This is a genomic window from Streptomyces sp. NPDC001270, assembly GCF_042896695.1.
Taxonomy (GTDB): Bacteria; Actinomycetota; Actinomycetes; order Streptomycetales; family Streptomycetaceae; genus Streptomyces.
The window spans coordinates 55750-80706 of the sequence record NZ_JBIAXM010000009.1 but is presented as its reverse complement, the minus strand read 5'-3'; the positions used below and the strand labels follow the sequence as shown (position 1 = coordinate 80706).

The window sequence follows — 24957 nt, the reverse complement described above, 5'->3', positions numbered from 1 at the left end:
GGTTCCTGAACAAGTGAATGTGCTGGACATCCTGCTGCTGGTCGCTGCCGTCTGGTTCGCGATCGTGGGCTATCGCCAGGGCTTCGTCGTCGGCATCCTGTCGGTGATCGGCTTCCTCGGCGGCGGTCTTGTCGCGGTCTACCTGCTGCCCGTGATCTGGGCCGCCATCACGGACCACGCCCAGGTCAACACGACCGCGGCCGTCGTCGCGGTCGTCGTCGTCATCGTCTGCGCCTCCGTCGGGCAGGCCCTGACCACCCACCTCGGCAACAAGCTGCGCCGGTACATCACATGGTCCCCGGCCCGTGCCCTGGACGCGACGGGCGGCGCGCTCGTCAACGTCGTCGCGATGCTGCTGGTCGCCTGGCTGATCGGCTCGGCCCTCGCGGGTACGACGCTGCCGACGCTCGGCAAGGAGGTCCGCAGCTCCAAGGTGCTCCTCGGTGTCTCCCGGGCGCTGCCCGCGCAGGCCGACACCTGGTTCGCCGACTTCTCCACGGTCCTCGCGCAGAACGGCTTCCCGCAGGTCTTCAGCCCGTTCTCGAACGAGCCGATCACCGACGTCCAGCCGCCCGACCCGGCACTGGCGGGCAGCGCCGTGGCCACCCACGCCCAGCGCTCCATCGTGAAGGTCGTGGGCACCGCCCAGAGCTGCGGAAAGGTCCTGGAGGGCACGGGCTTCGTCTTCGCCGACCGCCGGGTCATGACCAACGCGCACGTCGTCGGCGGCGTCGACGAGCCCACCGTGCAGATAGGCGGGGTCGGCCGCAGGTACGACGCGAAGGTCGTCCTCTACGACTGGCGGCGCGACATCGCCGTACTCGACGTACCGGACCTCGACGCCCCAGCCCTGCGGTTCACCTCCCAGGACGCGGCGAGCGGCGACAGCGCGATCGTCGCGGGCTTCCCGGAGAACGGGTCGTACGACGTCCGTGCCGCGCGCGTGCGCGGCCGCATCACGGCCAACGGTCCGGACATCTACCACCGCGGAACCGTCCGCCGCGACATCTACTCCCTGTACGCGACCGTCCGCCAGGGCAACTCCGGTGGTCCGCTGCTCACGCCGGACGGCAAGGTGTACGGCGTGGTGTTCGCGAAGTCCCTCGACGACGCCGACACCGGGTACGCGCTCACGGCGGACGAGATCCAGCAGGACATCACCCAGGGGATCACGGCGAACCAGCAGGTGGGAACCGACCACTGTGCCCTGTAGGACACCGATGGCAGTGCCCTGCTGGACACCGGTGGCAGTGCCCGGCTGGGCGCCGGTGGTTGGTCCCCGCCGGACACCGGCCTTCGGGGCACCGGTAACCGTGCCCCGCAGGACCTGGTGGGACCGTCAGCCGCGGGAGTGACGCAGACGCACCGAGACCCAGCGGGCCCGGCGGCGCAGGATGCGCGGAATTCCTACCCGGAGGTCCGTGTCCGACGCCTGGGGCGTGCCCGGCCGACGGTGGTCCAGACCACCCGTCGAGCGACGGTTGCGGGGTGCGTCACTGTAGTCGTGCGTCCATCCCATACCGGGACGTCTGCCCCTGCCCCAAGGTCGATAACCGCCCCGAAGACCCTCAATTGGCCTATGCGGCAGGCATGTGGCCGTCCGTAGGCCGTCCGTAGGACAGCTGTTCAGGTCCGGATACCGGGCGCATCGGCGCCTTCACCTGTCGGGTTCGGGATCTTTCAGCCAATTGACGAGTTCGGCGGAGAAACCGGCCGGGTCCTCCTCGTGCGGGAAGTGTCCCAGACCGTCGAACAGCCGCCAGCGGTAGGGCGCTTCGACGTACTCGCCCGAGCCGGCCGCGCTCCGTGTGCGCACCACCGGGTCCAGCGAGCCGTGCAGATGCAGGGTGGGCACCCGCACCGGCCGCTTCATACGGCGGTTGAACTGGATACCGTCCGGGCGGGCCAGCGACCGCACCATCCAGCGGTACGGCTCGATCGCGCAGTGTGCGGTGGACGGGATGCACATCGCGCGCTGGTACGTCTCCACCGCCTGCCCGTCCGGGGACTGCGGCCCGGACCAGTCCCGGATCAGCCGGCCCACCAGCGCGCCGTCGTCGGCGGTGAGCTGCCGTTCGGGGATCCACGGCCGCTGGAAGCCCCAGATGTAGGACCCGGCGACCGTCTGCCGGGCGTCCCGCAGCATCGCGGAACGCCAGCGCCGCGGGTGCGGCATCGAGACGACCGCAAGGCGCCGGACCAGCTTGGGACGCATCGCGGCGGCCGTCCACGCCAGATAGCCGCCCAGGTCGTGGCCGACCACGGCGGCGTCCGGTTCGCCCAGGGAGCGGATCACGCCGGTCACGTCCAGGGCGAGGTTGGCGGGATCGTAGCCGCGCGGCGTGCGGTCGCTGCCGCCCACGCCGCGCAGGTCCATGGCCACGGCACGGAAGCCCGCGTCGGCGAGGGCGACCAGTTGCTGCCGCCAGGTCCACCAGAACTGCGGGAAGCCGTGCAGCAACAGGACGAGCGGACCGTCGCCCAGCTCCGCCATGTGGAAACGGGCGCCGTTCGCCGCGACGTCCCGGTGCGTCCAGGGACCTTCGATCCGTACGGCCGTATAAGCGGCGGGGTCCGTCATGACGACGAGCGTGCCACAGCCTCGATGGCCTCGGGCACCCGGTCGTGCGGCAGCTCCGGGCGCGGGTGCGGCTTGGCGTTCTGCAGGACGCCCGCCGTCTCCTTCATGGACGCGGCCACCTTCTGCGGGCCCTTGCCCTTCTTGGCCTTCTTGAAGAAGTAGATGCTGATCAGCGCGAGAAGGACGGCGACCAGGACGTTCGCGGCGAAGGACAGCAGGAAGCAGAGGGCGAGGTTCCAGTCGGTCCAGGTCCGAATGCCGTACGCGAGCGCGAAGTTGAGCATCGGCAACGAGAACAGCAGGATCAGGGCGGCCACCGAGAGGGCGCCCGTGCCCACGCCGCCGCGCTTGACGTCCTGCTTGAGCTGTGCCTTGGCCAGCGCGATCTCGTCGTGCACCAGTGCCGACATCTCGGCGGTCGCCGAGGCGACCAGCTGGCCGATGCTGCGTTCGGCGCCGACCGGGCTGCCGTCGGGTGCGCTCATCGCGGTCTCCCTCTCCTGCGTACGCCGCGCGTACGGATCCGTCTTCTGCCTGACTGCGTACGGTCCCGTAATTTGTACCGTCTCGTCAGATCATGCCGGACGGCCGTTCTCCTCGCCTGCCCCGCCCGGCACTTCGGCACGCCCGTGGCGTGCGTCGGTCATCTCCCGGGCCAGGCGCCGGTGCTCGGCTGCCTTGCGCTCGTGGATGTCGGCCATGCGCAGGTGGTAGGCGGGGTCGTCCTCCTCGTAGACGTCCGGGATGCCGTCGCTGTCCTCGTCCCGTTCCTCCTCCGCGCACAACCGGCGGTACTTGGCGTTGCGGATCTTCAGCAGCACCGTCGCGCCCAGGGCCGCGATCAGCGATCCGCTCAGTACGGCCGCCTTGACCTCGTCGGTCAGCACCGCGTCGCCGACGAAGGCGAGTTCCCCGATGAGCAGCGACACGGTGAAGCCGATGCCGGCGAGGGAGGCGAGCGCGAACACGTCGGCCCAGGCGAGGTCGTCGCTGAGCGAGGCCCGGGTGAAGCGCGCGGTCAGCCAGGTGCCGCCGAAGATGCCGACCGTCTTGCCGACGACCAGGCCGAGCACCACGCCCAGGGTCTCCGGCTGGGTGAACACGTCCCCGAGCGCGCGCGCCGAGACGGACACGCCGGCGCTGAACAACGCGAACAGCGGCACGGCGAGCCCTGCCGACAGCGGGCGCACGAGATGCTCGATCCGCTCGCCGGGTGACCGGTCTTCACCCTCGTGGGTGGTGCAACGCAGCATCAGGCCCATCGCGACGCCCGCGATGGTCGCGTGGACGCCGCTCTTGTACATCAGGGTCCAGATCACGACCGCGAGCGGTACGTACACGTACCAGCCGCGCACTCCCTTGCGCAGCAGCAGCCAGTAGACGACGAGCCCGGCCACCGCGCCGCCGAGCGCCGCGTAGTCGAGCCGGCTGGTGTAGAAGACGGCGATGATCAGGATCGCGAACAGGTCGTCGACGACGGCGAGTGTCAGCAGGAAGGCGCGCAGGGCGCTGGGCAGGGAGGTGCCGATGACCGCGAGCACGGCCAGCGCGAACGCGATGTCGGTGGCGGTCGGCACGGCCCAGCCCCGGAGTGAGCCGCCGTCGGCCAGATTGGTGAGGGTGTAGACGAGGGCGGGCGCGGCCATTCCGCACAGCGCCGCGATGACGGGCAGCACGGCGGCCTTCGGGTCCCGCAGGTCACCGGCGACCAGTTCACGTTTGAGTTCGATACCGGCGACGAAGAAGAAGACCGCCAGCAGTCCGTCGGCGGCCCAGTGTGCGACGGAGAGGTTCAGGCCGAGGGGCGCGAGTCCCAGGTGGAAATGGCTGACGCTCGTGTAGCTGTGCCCCAGCGCCGGAATGTTCGCCCAGATCAGCGCGGCGATCGCGGCGGCCAGCAGCAGGACGCCGCCCACCGTCTCGGTCCGCAGGGCGTCCGCGACGAACCTCCGCTCGGGCAGCGACAGCCGGCCGAGGACCTTGCGGGCGGTGGTGGTGCGGGGCGCGGTCACGGGGGAGACCTCCGGTGGGTGGGCACGGCAGAACACATGCCGACCAGACTTCCCGGCGCACCTTGCAAACCTTTTCGAATTTTAACGCTTTCCGTATTTTACTCGACGCACTGACGGGCCTTTCGGGTGATCTTCGCTCTCTGTACAAATGGGGTTGGTCGGTGTGGCCGGTGTGGCCGGTGTGGCCGGTGTGGTTGGCGCGGTCGGTGGCGGCGGCGGCGCGGTTGGGCTGTGCACCGTCGTCGGCGCCACGCATGGCAAGCCGTACGTGGTATGAGTCCTACGTACGGCAAGCCGTACGCGGTACGAGTCCTCCGTACGGCAAGCCGTACGCGGTGCGAGCCCTGCGCACGGCAAGCCGTACGGGACAAGTACGTACGCAACAGGGGCGCCCCGCTCTCGGGCGCCCCTGTCGGTGGTGCTGGGCCTTCTCCGGCCGTGGTGCTTCCGCCTGGTGCTCAGTCCTCGCTGGGTGCTGCCGGGAGCTTCTGCTGGATGAGGTCCATGACGGTCGAGTCCGTCAGCGTGGTGACGTCGCCGAGCTGGCGGTTCTCCGCGACGTCGCGCAGCAGACGGCGCATGATCTTGCCGGAGCGGGTCTTCGGCAGTTCCGCCACCGGCAGGATCCGCTTCGGCTTGGCGATGGGACCGAGCGTGGCGCCGACGTGGTTGCGCAGGTCGTTGACCAGGCTCTCGTCCTCGGACGCCGTACCGCGCAGGATCACGAAGGCGACGATCGCCTGCCCCGTCGTCTCGTCAGCCGCGCCAACCACGGCCGCCTCGGCGACCGACGGGTGGGAGACCAGCGCGGACTCGACCTCGGTCGTGGAGATGTTGTGCCCGGACACGAGCATCACGTCGTCGACGCGGCCGAGGAGCCAGATGTCCCCGTCCTCGTCCTTCTTCGCCCCGTCACCGGCGAAGTACTTGCCCTCGAACCGAGACCAGTAGGTGTCCAGGAACCGCTGGTCGTCACCCCAGATGGTGCGCAGCATCGACGGCCACGGCTCGGTGAGCACGAGATAGCCACCGCCGCCGTTGGGCACCTCGTTCGCGTCGTCGTCCACGACCGTGGCGGAGATGCCGGGCAGCGGTCGCTGCGCGGAGCCCGGCTTGGCCTCGGTCACACCGGGCAACGGGGAGATCATCATCGCGCCGGTCTCGGTCTGCCACCAGGTGTCCACGACCGGGGTCCGGTCGGCCCCGATGTGCTTGCGGTACCAGACCCAAGCCTCGGGGTTGATCGGCTCGCCCACGGACCCCAGCACACGCAGGCTGCTGAGATCGAACTTCGCGGGGATGTCGTCGCCCCACTTCATGAACGTGCGGATGGCGGTCGGCGCCGTGTACAGGATCGTCACCCCGTACTTCTGCACGATCTCCCAGAACCGGCCCTGGTGCGGGGTGTCCGGCGTGCCCTCGTACATGACCTCGGTGGCGCCGTTGGCGAGCGGCCCGTAGACGATGTACGAGTGCCCGGTCACCCAGCCGACGTCGGCCGTGCACCAGTACACGTCCGTCTCCGGCTTGAGGTCGAAGACGGCGTGGTGGGTGTAAGCCGCCTGCGTGAGGTAGCCGCCCGAGGTGTGCAGGATGCCCTTCGGCTTACCCGTCGTGCCGGACGTGTAGAGGATGAACAGCGGGTGCTCCGCCTCGAACGCCTCCGGCGTGTGCTCGGCGGACTGCCGCTCGACGATCTCGTGCCACCACACGTCGCGCTCGTCGTGCCAGGCGACCTCCTGGCCGGTGCGGCGGACGACCAGCACGTGCTCCACGTTGTCCACGCGCTCGATCGCGTCGTCCACGGCCGGCTTGAGCGCGGACGGCTTGCCGCGCCGCCAGCCGCCGTCGGAGGTGATGACGACCTTGGCGTCGGCGTCCTGGATGCGGGTGGCGAGCGCGTCCGCCGAGAAGCCGCCGAAGACGACCGAGTGCGCGGCGCCGATACGGGCCGAGGCCAGCATCGCGATCGCCGTCTCCGGAATCATCGGCATGTAGATCGCGACCCGGTCACCCGCGCGGACCCCCAACTCCAGCAGCGCGTTGGCGGCCTTGGAGACCTCGTCCTTCAGCTCGGCGTAGGTGATCGCGCGGCTGTCGCCGGGCTCGCCCTCGAAGTGAATCGCGACCCGGTCGCCGTGCCCCGCCTCGACATGACGGTCCACGCAGTTGTATGCGACGTTGAGCCGGCCGTCCTTGAACCACTGGGCGAACGGCGGGTTCGACCAGTCCAGCGTCTCCGTGGGCTGCACGGCCCAGGTCAGCCGGCGGGCCTGCTCGGCCCAGAAGCCGAGCCTGTCAGCCTTGGCCTGTTCGTACGCCTCTGCCGTGACGTTGGCGTGCGCGGCCAGGTCAGCGGGCGGCGCGAAGCGTCGCTCCTCCTTCAAGAGGTTGGCCAGGCTTTCGTTGCTCACGACATCTCCCTTTCGAAGGGTGTCCGTTGTGTCCCGGGGCCACAGCTCATCAGACCCGGGGGGCGATGACAAGGGCCGAATTGAACAATTGGTTTAGACCTATGATGGTGGCGCCCATCTGCGTCCACGGACGCCGACCGGGCCGGGTTCACCTGCGCGGTCGAGCACGTGGCGCTGGGATCGCGGGGGGAGCGGAGGGGGACCAGGAGGCAGGGACGGCATCGGGCTCTCGGCGTCCAGACTTTCAGTGTCCGGGCCTCCGACATGGGCTTACTGGTATCGGGCCGGTCGGCATGGACTTCCCACGTCGGACCTTCGACATCGGGAGCGCCGCGCTGCGAAGACCACTACTGGGACGCACGGTGTTGACGGGTATGGCGGTTGACGGTGGGGCGGTGGGGCGGTGGGGTGCGAGATGGGGTGTGGCTGGGGCGTGGCGGGGTGCGGCGGCGTGTGGTGTCGTGCGTGCGGTGATGCGGGCACCATCTGGAGTGGTGTCGACCCGGTGCCTGTGCGGTGTGGCGGGATTCGGCGAGGGCGAGGGCGAGGGCGAGGGCGAGAGCGCGGGCGCGGGCGCGGTTGGGTTGGGCGTAGGGCGTAGGGCCGTGTCTCGTGTCGGCCAGGTCCGGGGCTGCTGGCGGTGGTCGGAAGTTGGCGGAGCCCGGACAGTCCGGGGACGGGCGGCCCTGGACTGTGATGTGAGTGACTCCTGTGATGCTTGTGACGCCTGCGATCGCACACTTGCTGCTGTTCTTCTTTCGTTCCCTTTCCCCTCCCCTCCCCTCCCCCGCCCACCCCACCCCGCTCACTGCGCCTTGACCCCGGCGCTGGCCCGCCGGGCTCAGGGCGTGCCGGCCCGCACGGCTTACGTTGCCCGACCCCCCGCCCCGGTCACGCGGGGCTGGGCAACTCCTCCGTCCCGGGCACGTGCTGGAACACCTCCTCCCCGCTCGCGCCACGGAGCAGATACGCCTGTGCCTCGCCCACGTGGAAATACATCCCGTGCAACTCCAGCGCACCCGCCGCCCGCGCCCTGGCCACCGAATCATGGGCTTGGAGATGCTCGAGTTGCTGGACCACATTGGTCAGGCAGAGCTGTTCCACCGCGTCGGCCGGCGTCCGCCCGGCCAGCCGCGGGTGCGGACGGCTGCCGTCGGCCATCCGCAGCAGGCTCGGCTGCCCGTGACGCAGCCACCGGCCGAGCGGCGACCGCCCGTCCTCCGGGGCGGAGTCGAGCAGCGCCTGCATGGCTCCGCACCCGGAGTGCCCGCACACCGTGATGGAGCGCACCTTCAGCACATCCACCGCGTACTCGATCGCGGCGCCGACCGAGTCGTCGCCGCCCTCCGCGCCGGGCAGCGGCACCAGGTTTCCGACGTTGCGGACGACGAAGAGGTCACCGGGACCACTGGAGGTGATCATCGACGTGACGAGCCGGGAGTCGGCGCAAGTGAGGAACAGTTGGGACGGACGCTGCCCCTCCCGTGCCAGCCGTGCCAGCTCGCTCCGCACCAGAGGCGCGGTGTTGCGCTGGAACGCGCTGATCCCGCGCGCCAGTTCATGCCCACCGGAACTGCGGGCCGCGTCGGCAACGCCGCCCATGCCGGTGTCCGCACCGGTGCCGGTGTGGTCACCGTTGCTGAAGTGGGCGCCGGTGCCTGTGTGAGCACCGGTGCGGATACCCGGGTCGACTGCAGAGCGCGAGCCCAAGGCGGAGCCCAAGACCCAGCCGGAGCCGGAGGCCGTGACCGGGCGCAAGCCCGAACCGGGGGCCGAGCCCGACCGGGAGACCGAGCCCGCGGCCCGACCGAAGCCCGAGCCCCGGTTCGGGCGCGCACCCGTGCCCGTGCCCACGCCTGTGCCTGTGTCTGTGCCTGCCGCTCCTGTCGCCGAACCAGCCACCGAATCGGAGCCCGTGACCGAACCGGCTACTGAGCCAGGGCCTGCCCCGGCTGCCGAGCCAGAGCCCGCTCCTGCTTTCGATTCCCGGTCCGCTCCCGATCCTGGGACCGCTTCCGATCCCGCAGCCGAGCCCGAGCCTGAACTCGAATCCGCACCGCCTCCCGGGCCCGCACCGCCCCCTGAGCCCGTACCGATATCTGGCCGCACACCGATACTGACGCCGGAAACTGCCGAGTCCAGGGCGGAGCCGGAGCCGGAGCCAGCGACGGCCGGGGCGGTGCTGGCGCCGGAATCGCCGCCTCCGCCGCCGCTGTCGCCCCCAGCGAAGCCATTTCTTCCGTCACCGACGCCGTCCCGACTGCCGACGCCACCCGCTGCGCCGTTGCCGCTGCCTCCCCTCTGCCCGGTCCCGTCAGAGGCCGAATGTCCGTTGCCGCTGCCTCCCCTCTGTCCGACCCCATCCGGAGCCAGCTGCCCGCTGCCGATGCCCGCCAGCCCGACTCCATCCGAAGCCAAGTGCCCATTGCTGTTGCCGTCCAGCGCCCCAGCCTCATCAGGAGCCCGGCCTCTGCTGTTGCCGTCACCTCGCAGACGCACCCGATCGCCCTGACCGCCATGCCCGCCTTGACCGCCGGACGGCATGACGCACTGGTGGTTGCGCCATGGCGTCCAGGGCCGGCAGTGGCATTCGGTGGAGGCGGTCCGCGCGCTGGACCGCAGCCCCGTGCGGCAGCCGGTCAGCTCGGCGGTGCCGCCCTGCCCGGTGTGCGAGGTCCGCCAGTCCTGCAGTGACTCGTACGCCGCGTGGTCCATGAACGAACCGTCCAACTCCACCACGGCGTAGGCGCCTTGGGGTACGAGATGCAGGGCTCGGCTGAGCCGGGGCACCGCCAGGAACGTCAACTGTCCGCGTACATGTACGTGATGGACCCCTCCCTTCTCTTCATGCGTGATACGGGTGCGCGTCAGGCGGTGCATGGCGACGGCGACGGCCACGGCGACGCCGAACACCACGCCCTCCAGGACGCCCAGGAACACCACGCCGAGTGTGGTGACGGCGTACACCAGCACTTCTCTGTGGCGGGTCACCGTGCGAATGTGGTGCAGCGACACCATCTGGATGCCGACGGCCATCACCAGGGCGGCGAGTGAGGCGAGCGGGATGAGGTCCAGGACCGGAACCATCAGCAGCGCGGCGACTACTACGAAAACGCCGTGCAGCATCGTGGAGTTCCGGCTCACGGCACCGGATTGCACATTCGCCGAACTTCGCACCGCCACGCCCGCGACCGGCAGCCCGCCGAGCGCCCCGGAGACGATGTTGGCCGAGCCCTGTCCGAGTAGTTCCCGGTCCAGGTCGGAGCGGCCGACGTGGGGTTTCGGTCCGCGGCGGGCTGCGGCCATCTTGTCCACGGCGACCGCGCCGAGCAACGACTGCACGCTGCACACCAGTGTGGTGGTGAAGACGGCGGCGGCCAGCCCGAGCACCGGCCCCTCGGGCAGCCCGGCCAGGGCGTGGCTGCTCCAGGACGGCAGGTCGACCGTGGGCAGGACGAGCCCGGAGAGTGCGGCGGTCGCGGTGGCGCCGGTGACGGCCACGAGGGCGGCTGGGATCTTGCGCAGCAGCCGGCCCGGTCTGCCGGGCAGCCGTGGCCAGGTCAGGAGCAGGGCCAGGGTCAGGGCGCTCATCGACACCGCGCCGGGATGCAGTCCGGCCAACTGGGCGGGCAGCGCGACGATGTTGTCGATGACGGCGCTCTGCGGGGTGCCCCCCAGCACTACGTGCAACTGGGCGATGGCGATGGTCAGGCCGATGCCGGCGAGCATGCCGTGCACCACGGCAGGGCTGACGGCGAGGGCGGTCCGGGCCACGCGCAGGCAGCCCAGGCCCAGTTGGGCGAGGCCGGCGAGGACGGTGATGGCGCACGTCGTACGCCATCCGTAGCGGTGGATCAGGTCGGCGGTGACGACCGTGAGTCCGGCGGCCGGGCCGCTGACCTGGAGCGGGCTGCCGCCGAGCCGTCCGGCGACGATCCCGCCGACGGCGGCGGCGACCAGACCTGCCTGGAGCGGGGCGCCGGTGGCGAGGGCGATGCCGAGGGACAGCGGGAGCGCGATCAGGAAGACCGCGACCGATGCGGACAGGTCGGCACCCGCGATGCGGAACCGGCGGGCCGGGCCCGGCGGCGGGCTGTGTGGTGGGTGCAGGTGCTGGGGCTGGGTGTGGACGCAGGCTGACATGTTTCCCGTCTCCTCCGGGGCAGCGCGGTCGCGGAAGGGGGTCCCGTCGACGACGGGGGCGGGCATGGCCGTGGGGCACGGCGTGCAGCGGCGGCATGTACCAATGTTGGGTAAATGAATAGTAATTCAGAGTAAAGGCCATGTAGGTATTTTCTGTGCAAATGGGGCACAGCTTCACCTGTTGAGGTGAAGTGCTCGGCTTATCGGCTTGTCGTATTAATTCCTTCTCGATCCCGTGCGACCTTGGCGGCGCTGTCGGCACAACCCGGCACATCACCAGAAAACGCCCGACCAGCGTTTGCCTGAGAGAAGGAAGAAGGTGGGCGGAACATGGCCACCCCCCAGAGGATCGCCGCGGGCGCCATGGTCGCCGCGGCGTGTGCCGCGTCGCTCGCCGGTTGCGCGACCGGCTCCGACCGTTCGAAGGAGGGGGCGCCCGGCCCGCAGCAAGGGGCGCCGGCGCCCAACAGCGTGCTCCGTCTCATCGGCGACGGATCCACCGCCTACACCGGGGCGCAGCCCCACCTGCCCAGACCCGAGCGGCTCAAGTCCGGCGAGAAGCCACCGCAGTTCGTGGTGTTCTCCTGGGACGGTGCCGGCGAAGACAGCCAGAAGCTGTTCTCCCACTTCCGCAAGGTCGCCAAGGCCAACAACGCGACCATGACGTACTTCCTCAGCGGCGTCTACATGCTGCCGGAGGAGAAACGCGACCTCTACCGTCCTCCGCAGCACTCACCGGGCCGCTCCGACATCGGTTTCAACGATGAGCAGGGGATCACCGACACCCTCAAGCAACTGCGCCTCGCCTGGCTGGAGGGCAACGAGATCGGCACCCACTTCAACGGCCACTTCTGCGGCCCCGACGGCGGGGTCGGCGAGTGGTCGGTGGAGGACTGGAAGAGCGAGATCGCCCAGGCCAAGCAGTTTGTGAAGAACTGGAAGACCAACAGCGGTCTGTCGAAGTCGGCGCCGCTGCCCTTCGACTACGACAAGGAGCTGATCGGCGCCCGCACCCCCTGCCTCGAAGGCCGGAAGAACTTCATGAAGGCGGCCCGTGAGCTGGGCTTCCGCTACGACACCAGCGGTGTCAACAACCAGGTCTGGCCCAAGAAGAAGGAGGGGCTGTGGGACCTGTCCATGCAGCTCGTTCCCTTCCCCGGCCACACCTACGAGCAGCTGACCATGGACTACAACTTCATGACCGCTCAGTCCGGCACCTCGACCCAGGGCGACCCCGACAAGCACGACTACTGGGGCGATCAGATGCGGGACGGCCTGCTCCAGGGCTTCAACCGGGCCTACAACGGCAACCGCGCCCCCCTGGTGATCGGCAACCACTTCGAGTCCTGGAACGGCGGCACCTACATGCGTGCCATCGACGAGGTCGTGGAACAGGTGTGCAACAAGCCGGAGGTGCGCTGTGTGTCCTTCCGGCAACTGGCCGACTGGCTGGACGCCCAGGACCCGCAGACGCTGGCCAAGCTGCGCACCCTGGAGGTGGGCCAGGCGCCCAAGCAGGACTGGGCGTCCTTCCTTTCGGCCCGCCCCGCCCCGGCCCCGAAGGGAGCGCCCGGCGCGTCGGCGGTCAAGCAGTAACCGTCAGGCGGGGGTGGCCACGCCCTCGCCGAGCACGAAGGCGGGGTCGACCTGCGCGGCCAGGTCGGCCCCGGTGCGCTCGTTCGCCCACGCCTCGGCGTTCTTCAGGTGGAAGTGCACCATCTGGCGGGTGTAGTGCTCCCAGTCCCGATGCTCGTACCTCGCGTCGGCGGCCGCCTGGAGCGTGCCCAGGGCGTGGCGGTTGGCGTCCTCCAGCAGTTCGAACCGGGGCGGCCGGCCCTTCTCCATGGCACGCACCCAGTCCGAATGCCCGACGGTGACGAGCAGGTCGTCCCCGACCTCCGCGCGGAGGAAGTCGAGGTCGTCCTGACCCTGCACCTTGTTGCCGACGACCCGGAGGGTGACGCCGAAGTCCCGGGCGTACTCCTTGTACTGGCGATAGACGGAGACCCCCTTCCGGGTCGGCTCGGCGACGAGGAACGTGATGTCGAAGCGGGTGAACATGCCGGAGGCGAAGGAGTCCGAACCGGCGGTCATGTCGACCACGACGTACTCGTCGCGGCCGTCGACCAGGTGGTTGAGGAACAGCTCCACCGCTCCCGTCTTGGAGTGGTAGCAGGCGACCCCCAGGTCGGCGTCCGTGAAGGGCCCGGTGACCATCAAACGGACGGCGCCGCCGTCGAGTTCCACGGGTCGCGCGCAGGCGTCGTAGACCGGGTTGGGTTCGCGGACCCGGACCAGCCGGGAGCCCTCGCCGGGCGGGGTCGTTTTGATCATCGTCTCGGCGGAGGTGATGCGCGGGTTCGCGCCGCGCAGATAGTTCTTGATCAGTGGCAGTTGTCTCCCCATCGCGGGCAGCGCGGCCGCTTCCGCCTCGTCGAGGCCGAGGGCAGCGCCCAGGTGCTGGTTGATGTCGGCGTCGATGGCGAGGACCGGGGTGCCCGTGGCCGTGAGATGGCGGACGAAGAGGGAGGAGAGCGTGGTCTTGCCGCTGCCCCCCTTCCCGACGAAAGCAATTTTCATGTTCACGAAGGGTAGTGGTGTGATCACTGTGCGGGGCGCGCTGCGGGGAGAAGACCACTCCTTCGTGGGGTGGTGATCGACGGGGGCGCGAAGTCCGCCGGGGGAGGGCGGTCGGGCAACGGCGGGCGCGTAGTGTCGTACTCATGAGTACGACTGGCGCGACCACCGATCCGCTCGCGGCCCTGGGCTCGCTGCCCGGCGTGCCCGAGTCCGTGGAGTCCGTACGCAAGGCCGTGGACCGGGTCTACGGGCACCGGATCATGCGCCGCCGCAGCAACGAGATCACCTCCGAGGCGGCACTGCGCGGTGCCCGGGGCTCCGCGGCGCTGTCCGGCGCCGACTGGGCCCTGGAGGAGGTGCGGCGGCGCACCGACTTCAGCGCCGACGACGGGGCACGCGTGCTGGGCGCGGCCCTCAGGCTGACCGCGGAGACGGGACAACTGCTGTCCATCTGGCGGCAGTCACCCCTGCGGGTGCTGGCCCGGCTGCACCTGGTGGCCGCCGCGGGCAGCGCGGACGCGGTGGGCCGGCCGCGGCAGGACGGCGAGTCCGTCGACGAGCCGCTGATCGAACTGCCGCTGCCCGGCGCGGACGAGGTGTCCGGCCGGCTGGAGGGGCTGGCGGAGCTGATCGTCGCGGGGAGCGCCGCGCCCGCGCTGGTGACGGCGGCCGTCGTGCACGGCGAACTGCTCGCGCTGCGCCCCTTCACCTCCCACAACGGCCTGGTCGCGCGCGCGGCCGGGCGGATCGTCCTGGTCGGCAGCGGCCTCGACCCCAAGTCGGTCTGCCCCGCCGAGATGGGCCACGCGGAGCTGGGCCGCGCGGCCTACCTGGCGGCCCTCGACGGCTATGTCTCCGGCACTCCGGAGGGCATGGCCGCCTGGATCGCCCATTGCGGCAGGGCGGTCGAGCTGGGGGTGCGTGAGTCGACGGCGGTGTGCGAGGCACTGCAACGCGGAGCCGCCTGAGAGCGGCGCGGAGCCCGGGGGCGGCCACGGGGACCGATCCACGGGGGCCGCTCACAGGGATGCGGCGGTACGAGTCCTCGTACCGCCGCTGGCATGTCCACCGGGTTACCAGGCGTCCTCGAAATGCTGCCCATCAGGCCGGGAACTTCGCCCGTCACCTGGTGCGGCTGGCCCGTAATCGACGGGTCGACGTCGCGTGGGTGCCCGGTGTTCATGCTCGGTCCGTGGGGCCGAATGCGTTGTAAAGGTGATCCTTGATGGATGCCCTTTGGTCTCGCGGGCCGTTAAATCCTTTGTACTGCACACCCGAAGCCAGCGGAACCCCCAGCCGGGGTTCTTTACTTTTAGGTTCAAATGTCTATGAACCGGGCAGCAGGTCAGGCGGCCGAGCCGCGGCGCCGGTTCGCGTACCACATCAGACCCGCGGTGGCTGCCGCCGCACCTATCGCCGCCGCGACCAGGACCGGACGCGGCGGCGCCGACAGCGAGGGCAGTCGCTGCTTGAGCCGCACCGGCCGGTGGAAGTCCAGAACCGGCCACCCGCGCGCGAGTGCCTCGCGGCGCAGCGCCCGGTCCGGGTTCACGGCGTGCGGGTGCCCGACCGTTTCGAGCATCGGCAGGTCGGTCGCGGAGTCGCTGTAGGCGTAGCAGCGGTCGAGGTCGTACCCCTCGGACTCGGCCAGTTCCTTGACCGCCTCGGCCTTGGTCGGGCCGTACGCGTAGTACCCCACCTCCCCGGTGAAGCAGCCGTCGTCGCCCACGACCATGCGGGTGGCCACCACTCGGTCGGCGCCGAGCAGCTCGCCGATCGGTTCGACCACCTCGGCGCCCGACGTGGACACGATCACCACGTCGCGTCCGGCCGTGTGGTGCTCCTCGATGAGGGAGGCGGCCTCGTCGTAGATGATCGGGTCGATCAGGTCGTGCAGGGTCTCGGCGACGATTTCCTTCACCTGCTGGACGTTCCAGCCGCGGCACAGGGCGGACAGATACTCGCGCATCCGCTCCATCTGGTCGTGGTCCAAGCCGCCGGCCAGGAAGACGAACTGTGCGTATGCGGTGCGCAGTGCGGTCCTGCGGTTGATCAGTCCGCCTTGGTAGAACGACTTGCTGAAGGTGAGGGTGCTCGACTTCGCAATGACCGTCTTGTCCAGGTCGAAGAAGGCTGCCGTGCGGTGCAAGGAGTGGTTATCCACACCTCCGAGCATAGGCGCCCACCATTCGGCGTAAGGTGGGGCGCGTGGGTTTGCCTGAGATGGCTCTCGGGTACACCATGGAAGTCACGGATCGTTCGCGACCGTGCTAACCCGGTCCGACTCCTCCCCCCCCGAGTCGGCCGTGGGGACGACCCCCGCTCTCCCCCCCGGCGGGGGTCGTCGCATGTCCGGATGGGTTTTCGCTTCTTCGGTCGGCTGTGAGGCCATGACCGGGCTTGCATGATCAAGAAATTGTCAGGGGCATGACTTGCTACGCTGAGTAGTCGGTAGGGCGCTCTGTGGCTCTCGTACGGCGGCTTGCGCGGGCTCACCGGTATGGGTGACCGCGATATTCACAACCACTGAGTCGTCCACAGTTTTCCACCAAGATCCACATGATTTCCGGGATCGCTGCACCGTGATTCCCACGCGTTCCGCCGACCGCGAGTTCATGGCCGGTCGGCGATTGCCGGCGCGCGTTCGGCCGATACGTATCGGCCGTTCATATGAAGGCAGCTCGCCGGTTCTTCACACGCTTGGAATCGCGTGGCCGCAGAGGGCCGCGCGGGAGATGCAGCGAAGGGGGAGCACACATGACCGGAACCGTCACCCACGATCCGCCGCCCGCCACCGGAGGCGGGCAGGGACGGCCGCTGATCGTCACCGAGGACACCGATCTCCTCGACGACCTGTTGCGTCTGTGCGCTGCGGCGGGCGCGACACCCGAGGTCCACCACGGGGTACCGGAGCGCAGAGACCGCTGGGAGGCTGCCCCGCTCGTCCTGGTCGGCGACGACGCGGCGCGGCGCGTACACGGGGCCGCGCGCCGACGCGGAGTGGTGTTGGTCGGGCGCGATCAGGACGACCCCGGAGTCTGGAAACGGGCCGTCCAGATCGGTGCCGACCACGTCCTGATGCTGCCCGACGGCGAGCAGTGGCTGGTCGACCGCATCGCCGATGTCGCCGAGGGCGTCGGTCGGCCCGCGTTCACCGTCGGCGTCATCGGAGGCCGGGGCGGTGCAGGAGCCTCCACGCTCGCGTGTGCGCTCGCCGTGACCTCCGCGCGCGAGGGAGTGCGCACCCTGCTCGTGGACGCGGATCCGCTCGGCGGCGGACTCGACGTGCTCCTCGGCGGCGAGACGGCCGAGGGGTTGCGCTGGCCCGCCTTCGCGGCCTCGCGCGGCCGGGTCGGCGGCGGCGCGTTGGAGGAGTCGCTGCCCCGGCTGCACTCCCTGAGGGTGCTCAGCTGGGACCGCGGCGACTGCGTCGCCGTCCCGCCCCAGGCCGTGCGGGCGGTGCTGGCCGCCGCCCGGCGGCGCGGCGGCACGGTCGTCGTCGACCTGCCCAGGCGCCTGGACGACGGCGTCGCCGAGGTCCTTGCCCAGCTCGACCTCGCGCTCCTCGTCGTCCCCGCCGAACTGCGCGCCGTCGCGGCGGCCGGCCGGGTGGCCGCCGCCGTCGGCATGGTCCTGCGCGACCTGCGCGTGGCGGTACGCGGGCCGTACACACCGGGACTCGACGACCGTGCGGTGGCCCGTCTGCTCGGACTTCCCCTGGCCGGCGAAGTACCCGTCGAGCCGGGGCTGCTGCGCCCGCACGAGGGCGGTAAACCACCCGGAGTCGCGGCCCGCGGGCCGCTTTCCCGGTTCTGCAAGGACTTCTGGGGACGGACGCTCGTCGAAGCAGGTGGCACATGAGGACGATTCCCGGGCTCGAACCGGCGGACGGCGCGCGGCTGCTCGACGGCGTGCGGCGCCGGCTCGCCGAGAGCGGCGCCGAACCGACCCCCGCACGCGTGGCACAGGCGCTGCGCGAACAGGGACGAGTCCTCGGCGACGCCGAAGTCCTCGGCGCGGCCGCCCTGCTGCGCTCCGAACTGGTCGGCAGCGGCCCGCTGGAACCCTTGCTCGCCGATCCCTCCGTCACCGACGTCCTGGTGTCGGCCCCGGACCGGGTGTGGGTGGACCGGGGCGGCGGGCTGGAGCTGACCCCGGTGACCTTCCCGGACGCGGCGGCGGTACGACGCCTCGCACAGCGGCTCGCGGCGGTGGCCGGACGCCGGCTCGACGACGCACGGCCCTGGGCCGACGCCAGGCTGCCCGACGGGACCCGGCTGCACGCCGTGCTGCCGCCGGTGGCCGTCGGCTGCACCTGCCTGTCGCTGCGGGTCGTACGGCCCCGGGCGTTCACCCTCGACGAACTCGTGGCGGCCGGCACGGTGCCGCCCGGCGGGGACCGGATCCTGCGGGCACTGCTCCGGGCGCGGCTGTCCTTCCTGATCAGCGGCGGGACCGGCAGCGGCAAGACGACCCTGCTGAGCGCCCTGCTCGGACTGGCCGGCTCCGGTGAACGGATCGTGCTCGCCGAGGACTCGGCGGAACTGCGGCCGGACCATCCACATGTCGTACGGCTGGAGACCAGACCCGCCAACCAGGAGGGCGCCGGCCTGGTCACCCTGGAGGACCTGGTGCGCCAGGCGCTGCGGATGCGCCCCGACCGGCTGGTCGTGGGCGAGGTGCGCGGCCCCGAGGTCGTGCACCTGCTGGCCGCCCTCAACACCGGCCATGAAGGCGGTTGCGGAACCGTGCACGCCAACGCTGCCGCGGATGTCCCGGCCCGCCTGGAGGCCCTGGGGACTGCCGCCGGACTCGACCGGGCGGCCCTGCACAGCCAGTTGGCGGCCGCGTTGTCGGTGGTGTTGCACCTCGTCCGGGACCGTACCGGACGGCGGCGGATCAACGAGGTGCACGTACTGGAGCGGGATCCGGCGGGCCTGGTGCGGACCGTGCCCGCGCTGCGCTGGGACGCGCGGGCGTTCACGCGGGAGCGGGGATGGGAGCGGCTGCGCGGGCTGCTCCGCGATGACGGAAGCGAAGCGAGCCATGGGGGTGACGGGGGCGATGGGTGAGATGCCGATGGGGGCCGCGGGGGTGTGCGTCGCGGTGGCCGCGTGGCTGCTCGGCGGGCGGCACCGTGGCGCACGGCGGGCACGGCTGCTGCTCGCGGGCGGCGGTGTCGTGGCGACCGGACCACCCCTGTGGGGTCTGGTAGCGGGGGAACTGCGGCGTCTGCGCAGCCGGTTGCGGGGCGAATGGTGCGCGCTCGCCGCTGGTGCGGCGGTCGGACTGCTGAGCGGCTCGGTGATTCCGGTCGTCGCGGGGGCGGCCGCGGTGCCCCTGCTGCGCCGGGTCCGGCTGGCCAGGGCGGCACGGCGGGTCCGGGAGGAGCGCGGGGACGCGGTGATCGCCCTGTGCGGGGCGCTCGCAGGAGAGGTGCGCGCCGGGCGGCAGCCGGGGGAGGCACTGCTGCGTGCCGCGCGGGACTCCGACGGACTGGGGGAGGCGCAGGCCACGGTGCTCGCAGCGGCCCGGTTCGGCGGTGACGTACCGGGCGCGCTCGCCGCGGCGGCCAGGCAGCAGGGCGCGGAGGGGCTTCGGGGACTCGCGGCGTGCTGGCGGGTGGCCGTGGACCAGGGCGCCGGGCTCGCGGCCGGCCTCGACCGGCTCGACGCGGCCCTGCGCGCGGAACGCGACCGGCGTGCCGATCTGCGCGCCCAGTTGGCAGGCCCGCGGGCGACCGCGGTGATGCTTGCGGCCCTGCCCGTCCTCGGGCTCCTGCTGGGTACGGCGATGGGCGCCGACCCCCTGCGCGTGTTGCTGCACACCGGGGCGGGACTGGGCTGCCTGGTGATCGGCGGGCTGTTCGAGGTCGCCGGGCTGTGGTGGACGGCGCGGATCGTACGGCGAGCGGAGGCGGCGTGAGCGCGGAAGTTGTCCACAGGCTGGGGGTGGCCGCCGCGATGGCGTGGGGCCTCGCCTTGCTGGTGCGGTGCCTCGCGGTGCGACGGCGTGAGTGCCGGGTCCGCGGACGGCTGGCCGAGTTGCCGGCGGCCCGGGCTCCGGCGATCCGGCCGCCCGTCCGACGGTCCGTCTCGGCGGCGCGGGCCATCGGGCCCCGGTGGCTGCCGGTGGCCGGGGCGGTGTGCGCCGGGTGGGCGCTGGTCGGCGGTGTCACCGGCGCGGTGCTGGGGCTGGGAGCAGGTGCGGTGCTGTGGCGGTGGCGGTGGCGGTGTCGGCAGGAGTCGGCGGGCCGTCCGGCGGGAGCCGATGCCGCGGAGGCGGCTCGCCAACTGCCGCTCGCCGCAGACCTCCTGGCGGCCTGTATCGCGGCCGGCGCCGGACCGGTGATCGCCGCCCAGGCCGTCGGCGAGGCCCTCGCGGGGCCGGTCGGGGAGGGGCTCGCCCAGAGTGCGGCGGAGGTGCGGCTGGGCGGCGAACCGGCCGAGGCATGGCGACGTTTGGCGTCCCTGCCGGGTGCCAGGCCGCTCGCCCGGCTGCTGGAACGGGCCGACGAGTCCGGGCTGCCCGCCGCGGGACCCGTCGCCCGACTGGCCGCGGACGCCCGTGCGCAGCGGGCACGTACCGCCACGGCGAGGGCTCGCAGGGCGGCCGTCATGGTCACCGCGCCGGTGGGGCTGTGCTTCCTGCCCGCCTTCATCACCGTAGGCGTCCTGCCCGTGGTGATCGGGCTGGCGGGTGGCGTGGTGGGAGGGGGTGGTGGATGACGGGACGAGGGGGTGTGAGACGGCGAACGTGAAGTGAGAAGGCCGACAAGGCCGACAGGGCCGACAGGTTCGGCATGGCTTGGGAACAGCGGGAGTTGAGATGAACAAGAACGCCGGGAGGGCGTGGGCGCGGCTTTGGGCGCGGCGGTGCCGGGACTCGGGGATGGTGACGTCCGAGTACGCGATGGGGATCGTCGCGGCGGTGGGGTTCGCGCTGCTGCTCTACGAGGTCGTGACCAGCGGACAGGTGCGCGCGGAACTGCAGGCCATCGTGAAGCGAGCCCTCAGTGCGCGGATGTGAGTGGGAGGAGAGGCGCGATGCGGGGTTCGTGACGGCCGAGGCGGCGGTGGTGCTGCCCGTGCTGGTGGCGTTCACGATGGCGCTGGTCTGGGGGCTGTTCGTGGTGGCGACGCAGATCCAGTGCGTGGACGCGGCGAGGACGGGCGCGCGGGCGGCGGCCCGGCAGGACCCCGCCGACGCGGTCGTCGCGATCACCCGTGCGGCGGCACCGGGCGGTGCGAAGGTCATGGTCGCCCGCGAGGAGCACCAGGTGCGCGTCACGGTCGTGGCGCGGCCGCCGCTGCTCGGCTCCCTGCCGCTGGAGGTGCGGGAGGAGGCCGTTGCGGCCACGGAGGGCCCACAGCTGACGGGGGAGGTGGGTCCATGAGGCGCCGGGCGCCCGTCTGTTTGCCCGGATCGGTTCTGTTCCACAGGCGGGCCCCGGTTGTCCACAGGCGAGTTCCGGTTCCTGGGCGGATCCCGTCCCGCGGGTGGGTTGCGGGGCCCAGGCGGATCCCGTACCGAGGGTGGGTTCTCGGGTCCGCACGGACCCTGTCCCTTGGGCGGCTTTCCCTCCCCGGATGGTTCTCGTTCCGTGGGCGGGTCGCGTTCTCCGAGCGGTTCTCGTTCCTCGGGCGGGGCGTGGTCCGCGAGCGGTTGTCGTTCCCTGGGAGGGTTCGGGTCCCCGGGTGGGCTCGGGCGCGGTCGTCGGACCGGGGGTCCGCCACCGTCTGGTGCGTCGCGGCGATCGCAGTCCTGTGCGTGGTGTTCGGTGGCGTGCTCGCTCTGGGCCAGGCCGTCGTGGTCCGGCATCGTGCGGCGGGCGGCGCGGACCTCGCCGCTCTCGCGGCGGCGGACCATTGGGCCGAGGGCACGGACGCGGCCTGCGCGCGAGCCGGACGGGTGGCCGAGGACCAGGAAACACGTCTGGTGCGGTGCGTGATCGTGGGGGAGACCTCGGACCTCACTGTTGCGGCCGGCAGCGGTCCGCTCGCGGCGGAGGTCAGGGCACGGGCCGGTCCTGCTGGGCCGCCTCCGCAGGGCCCGCTGCCGGCATTTCCGCCGAGCCTCCCGGCACCCCTGCCGACCCTCCTGGCCCCTCCGCCGACCTCGGCTGCCCCTCTGACGCCCCTTCCGGCCCCTCCACCGACCCTGGCTGCCCCTCCGCCGACCCTGGCGGCGCCGGCTCGTGCCGCGATCTCCGCTCGGAGTCCGGCGTCTCCTCGGGGGCCGGTGTCTCCTCGGGCTCCGGTGGGTGCGCAGCCCCGCGCAGGAGGGTCGTGAGGAGCCGTACCGCTCCCCTCTTGTGCAACGGCTCGTTTCCGTTGCCGCACTTCGGGGACTGGATGCAGGACGGACAGCCGGCGTCGCACTCGCAGGAGGCGATGGCTTCGCGGGTGGCGGTGAGCCATTCGCGGGCCGTGTGGAAGGCGCGTTCCGCGAATCCCGCGCCGCCCGGGTGGCCGTCGTACACGAAGACCGTCGGCAGGAGTGTGTCCGGGTGCAGCGGGACCGAGACACCTCCGATGTCCCAGCGGTCGCAGGTGGCGAACAGCGGCAGCATGCCGATCGAGGCGTGCTCGGCGGCGTGCAGGGAGCCGCCGAGGATCTCCGGATTGATCCGTGCCTCGTCCAACTGGTCCTCGGTGACCGTCCACCACACCGCGCGCGTCCGCAGCGTACGAGGAGGGAGATCGAGCTTGGACTCGCCCAGCACTTCGCCGGTGATGACACGTCGACGCAGGAAGGAGACGACCTGGTTGGTGACTTCCACAGAGCCGTAGCACAGTCGCCCCGCGCCCCACGGGACCTCTGCGTCCGTCTCCAGGACGGAGATCGACGTCGTGTCGCGGGCGACCGTCGAGTAGGGCGGGTCCGCCTGTTCGACCAGGGCGACCGAGTCCTCCAGGTCGAGTGAGCGCACCAGGTAGGTGCGGCCCTGGTGCAGATGGACCGCCCCCTCGTGCACGGTCGAGTGCGCGGCGCCCGCGTCGACCGTGCCGAGCAGGCGTCCCGTCCCGGCCTCCACGACCTGCACCGGCTGGCCGCCCGCACCGCGGATGTCGGTCAGGTCGGCGGCCCGCTCCCGGCGCGTCCAGTGCCAGGCGTTCGCCCGGCGGCGCAGCAGCTTCGCGGCCTCCAGTTGCGGCAGCACTTCCGTGCAGGCGGGGCCGAACAGGTCCAGGTCCGCCTCGGTGAGCGGGATCTCCGCGGCGGCCGCGCACAGGTGCGGAGCCAGGACGTAGGGGTTGTCCGGATCGAGGACCGTGGACTCCACGGGCTGGTCGAACAGGGCCTCGGGGTGGTGCACGAGGAAGGTGTCCAGCGGGTCGTCGCGGGCGACCAGCACGGCCAGCGAGCCCTGGCCGGAGCGGCCGGCCCGGCCTGCCTGCTGCCACAGGGACGCGCGCGTGCCCGGATACCCGGCGATCACCACGGCGTCCAGTCCGGACACGTCCACGCCGAGTTCCAGGGCGGTCGTCGCGGCCAGGCCCAGCAGCTCGCCGGAGTGCAGGGCCCGTTCCAGGGCGCGGCGTTCCTCGGGCAGGTAGCCGCCGCGGTAGGCCGCCACGCGCCGGGGCAGGGAGCGGTCGACCTCGGCGAGCCGTTCCTGGGCGATCACCGAGATCAGCTCGGCGCCACGCCGGGAACGGACGAAGGCGACCGAGCGCACGCCCTGGACGGTGAGGTCGGTCAGCAGGTCGGCGGTCTCGGCGGTGGCGGTGCGGCGGACGGGCGCGCCCTTCTCGCCGTGCAGCTCGGTGAGCGGAGGCTCCCAGAGGGCGAACACCAGTTCCCCTCGGGGGGAGGCGTCGTCGGCGACCTCGACGACCGGCAGGCCCGTGAGCCGACGGGCCGCCACGGACGGTTCCGCGGCGGTCGCCGAGGCCAGCAGGAACACGGGCGAGGCGCCGTAGCGGGCACAGACGCGGCGCAGCCGGCGCAGCACCTGGGCGACGTGCGAGCCGAAGACACCCCGGTAGGTGTGGCACTCGTCGATGACGACGTATTCGAGGTGCTTGAGGAAGGAGGACCAGCGGGCGTGCGAGGGCAATATGCCGCGGTGCAGCATGTCCGGGTTGGTGAGCACGTAGTTCGCGTACTGGCGGATCCACTCGCGTTCCTCGAACGCTGTGTCGCCGTCGTACACGGCGGGGCGCACCGCTTTGCCCAACGGTTGTGAAAGTTCTTTCACCGACCTGCACTGATCCGCCGCGAGTGCCTTCGTCGGGGCCAGGTACAGGGCGGTGCTGCCGCGACCGCCCGTCCCTCGCCCGCCAGAGCCTCGTGGAGGCGCTTGGCGCTGCTCCGTCCGGGTGGGGGCCTCGGAGCCGCCCAGGAGGGCCGAGAGGACCGGTACGAGGTACGCCAGGGACTTGCCGGAGGCCGTGCCGGTGGCGACGATCACCGAGTCGCCGTCCAAGGCGTGCTCGGCGGCCAGGGCCTGGTGGGCCCACGGGTGGTCGATACCGGCGGCCTGGACGGCCGCGACGACCTCGGCGCGGATCCGATCGGGCCAGACGGCATGGCGGCCCGCACGCGGGGGCAAATGCTCCGTATGAGTGATGCGCGAAGACCGGCTCGGCCCCGAGGCGAGCCGGTGCAGGACCGTGCCCGGGGAGAAGCCGGTTTCGGCGTCCGTCTGGAGTCGATCAGATCGGTGATTCTTGGCCATCGGCACCGAGTGTGTCACCGGCGTGACGGACAATGGGTCCAAGGCGTCGTGCACGCCTGCCGGTAAGTGATTGAATGCCATCGCGGCTGGCGTACGTCCCGGGGGCCGCAAGCCGAGGTGTCCCGAGGGGCGACCGCTCGATAGCAAGGTGCTGGAGGATCCGTGGACCTGTCCCTGTCGACCCGTACCGTCGGCGATCGTACGGTCGTCGAGGTCGGTGGCGAAATCGACGTATATACCGCGCCCAAGTTGCGCGAGCAGCTGGTCGAGCTGGTGAACGACGGGAATTTCCACCTCGTCGTCGACATGGAGGGCGTGGACTTCCTCGACTCCACCGGGCTCGGCGTGCTGGTCGGCGGCTTGAAGCGAGTGCGTGCCCATGAGGGCTCGCTGCGCCTGGTCTGCAACCAGGAGCGCATTCTCAAGATCTTCCGCATCACCGGTCTGACCAAGGTGTTCCCGATTCACACCTCGGTCGACGAAGCGGTGGCAGCCACCGACTGACGCCGGTCGCCGATCGGACTCGGGCCACCGACCGGCCCG

At 71.3% G+C, this 24957-nt stretch carries 19 protein-coding genes and 1 pseudogene; 11 read left to right on the top strand and 9 right to left on the bottom strand.

Annotated features, from left to right (window positions below):
- The first annotated feature begins 13 nt into the window (after positions 1-13).
- Positions 14-1213 (top strand): MarP family serine protease, encoded by a 1200-nt coding sequence (locus tag ACFY2B_RS16935; protein WP_390763888.1) that lies wholly within the window; start codon positions 14-16, stop codon positions 1211-1213.
- 126 nt (positions 1214-1339) lie between these two features.
- Here the strand turns inward: ACFY2B_RS16935 and ACFY2B_RS16930 are convergent, their stop codons facing one another.
- The 6 genes from ACFY2B_RS16930 to ACFY2B_RS16905 all read right to left on the bottom strand — a co-directional run bounded on the left by ACFY2B_RS16930 (position 1340) and on the right by ACFY2B_RS16905 (position 11150).
- Positions 1340-1519: a hypothetical protein gene (locus tag ACFY2B_RS16930; protein ID WP_390763887.1), complete on the bottom strand. Its 180-nt coding sequence runs from the start codon at positions 1517-1519 to the stop codon at positions 1340-1342.
- Between the two features lie 138 nt (positions 1520-1657).
- Complete coding sequence (locus tag ACFY2B_RS16925; RefSeq protein WP_390763886.1) at positions 1658-2581, bottom strand: alpha/beta fold hydrolase; 924 nt, start codon at positions 2579-2581, stop codon at positions 1658-1660.
- The gene (locus ACFY2B_RS16920; RefSeq protein WP_390763885.1) at positions 2578-3066 is read right to left on the bottom strand and encodes a phage holin family protein; all 489 of its coding nucleotides are present in this window, start codon (positions 3064-3066) and stop codon (positions 2578-2580) included. The genes ACFY2B_RS16925 and ACFY2B_RS16920 overlap by 4 nt, the downstream gene beginning before the upstream one ends.
- Before the next feature lie 90 nt (positions 3067-3156).
- A complete protein-coding gene (gene nhaA, locus ACFY2B_RS16915; protein ID WP_390763884.1) occupies positions 3157-4593 on the bottom strand; it encodes a Na+/H+ antiporter NhaA in 1437 nt (478 codons plus the stop codon).
- Positions 4594-5051: 458 nt separating this feature from the next.
- A complete protein-coding gene (gene acs, locus ACFY2B_RS16910) occupies positions 5052-7007 on the bottom strand; it encodes an acetate--CoA ligase (protein ID WP_390763883.1) in 1956 nt (651 codons plus the stop codon).
- Between the two features lie 891 nt (positions 7008-7898).
- A complete protein-coding gene (locus ACFY2B_RS16905; protein ID WP_390763882.1) occupies positions 7899-11150 on the bottom strand; it encodes a bifunctional SulP family inorganic anion transporter/carbonic anhydrase in 3252 nt (1083 codons plus the stop codon).
- A 330-nt stretch (positions 11151-11480) separates the two neighbouring features.
- Here ACFY2B_RS16905 and ACFY2B_RS16900 point away from each other — a divergent pair, with 330 nt between their 5' ends.
- Positions 11481-12746 (top strand): hypothetical protein, encoded by a 1266-nt coding sequence (locus tag ACFY2B_RS16900; protein WP_390763881.1) that lies wholly within the window; start codon positions 11481-11483, stop codon positions 12744-12746.
- Between the two features lie 3 nt (positions 12747-12749).
- Here the strand turns inward: ACFY2B_RS16900 and ACFY2B_RS16895 are convergent, their stop codons facing one another.
- Positions 12750-13730 (bottom strand): ATP-binding protein, encoded by a 981-nt coding sequence (locus ACFY2B_RS16895; RefSeq protein ID WP_390763880.1) that lies wholly within the window; start codon positions 13728-13730, stop codon positions 12750-12752.
- 143 nt (positions 13731-13873) lie between these two features.
- Between ACFY2B_RS16895 and ACFY2B_RS16890 the strand changes: the two genes are divergently transcribed.
- A complete protein-coding gene (locus tag ACFY2B_RS16890; RefSeq protein ID WP_390763879.1) occupies positions 13874-14698 on the top strand; it encodes an oxidoreductase in 825 nt (274 codons plus the stop codon).
- A 377-nt stretch (positions 14699-15075) separates the two neighbouring features.
- On the opposite strand, the gene ACFY2B_RS16885 is transcribed toward ACFY2B_RS16890, so the two are convergent.
- The gene (locus ACFY2B_RS16885) at positions 15076-15906 is read right to left on the bottom strand and encodes an HAD family hydrolase (RefSeq protein WP_390763878.1); all 831 of its coding nucleotides are present in this window, start codon (positions 15904-15906) and stop codon (positions 15076-15078) included.
- Between the two features lie 581 nt (positions 15907-16487).
- Here ACFY2B_RS16885 and ssd point away from each other — a divergent pair.
- The 7 genes and pseudogenes from ssd to ACFY2B_RS16850 form a co-directional block, all read left to right on the top strand.
- On the top strand, positions 16488-17591 hold the full coding sequence (ssd, locus tag ACFY2B_RS16880; RefSeq protein WP_390763877.1) for a septum site-determining protein Ssd: 1104 nt from the start codon (positions 16488-16490) through the stop codon (positions 17589-17591).
- Entirely contained in the window at positions 17588-18802 is a 1215-nt protein-coding gene (locus tag ACFY2B_RS16875) for a TadA family conjugal transfer-associated ATPase (protein ID WP_390763876.1), read from the top strand. The genes ssd and ACFY2B_RS16875 overlap by 4 nt, the downstream gene beginning before the upstream one ends.
- Complete coding sequence (locus tag ACFY2B_RS16870) at positions 18795-19655, top strand: type II secretion system F family protein (RefSeq protein ID WP_390763875.1); 861 nt, start codon at positions 18795-18797, stop codon at positions 19653-19655. Before ACFY2B_RS16875 ends, ACFY2B_RS16870 begins: the two co-directional genes overlap by 8 nt.
- Positions 19652-20458 (top strand): type II secretion system F family protein, encoded by an 807-nt coding sequence (locus ACFY2B_RS16865; RefSeq protein ID WP_390763874.1) that lies wholly within the window; start codon positions 19652-19654, stop codon positions 20456-20458. The genes ACFY2B_RS16870 and ACFY2B_RS16865 overlap by 4 nt, the downstream gene beginning before the upstream one ends.
- A 163-nt stretch (positions 20459-20621) precedes the next feature.
- Positions 20622-20759, top strand: coding sequence for a DUF4244 domain-containing protein (locus tag ACFY2B_RS16860; RefSeq protein WP_390763873.1), 138 nt, complete (start codon positions 20622-20624; stop codon positions 20757-20759).
- A gap of 28 nt (positions 20760-20787) precedes the next feature.
- Positions 20788-21126: a TadE family type IV pilus minor pilin gene (locus ACFY2B_RS16855; protein WP_390763872.1), complete on the top strand. Its 339-nt coding sequence runs from the start codon at positions 20788-20790 to the stop codon at positions 21124-21126.
- A pseudogene (locus ACFY2B_RS16850) lies at positions 21123-21701 on the top strand (Rv3654c family TadE-like protein); the annotation flags it as partial. The gene ACFY2B_RS16855 and the pseudogene ACFY2B_RS16850, both read left to right, overlap by 4 nt.
- A 40-nt stretch (positions 21702-21741) precedes the next feature.
- Here ACFY2B_RS16850 and ACFY2B_RS16845 read toward each other — a convergent pair.
- Positions 21742-24495, bottom strand: a complete 2754-nt coding sequence (locus ACFY2B_RS16845; protein ID WP_390763871.1) for a DEAD/DEAH box helicase — start codon at positions 24493-24495, stop codon at positions 21742-21744.
- An 81-nt stretch (positions 24496-24576) separates the two neighbouring features.
- Here ACFY2B_RS16845 and bldG point away from each other — a divergent pair, with 81 nt between their 5' ends.
- Positions 24577-24918 carry an anti-sigma factor antagonist BldG gene (gene bldG / locus ACFY2B_RS16840; RefSeq protein ID WP_009189842.1) on the top strand — a complete coding sequence of 114 codons (342 nt, stop codon included), beginning with the start codon at positions 24577-24579 and terminating at the stop codon, positions 24916-24918.
- Positions 24919-24957 lie beyond the last annotated feature (39 nt).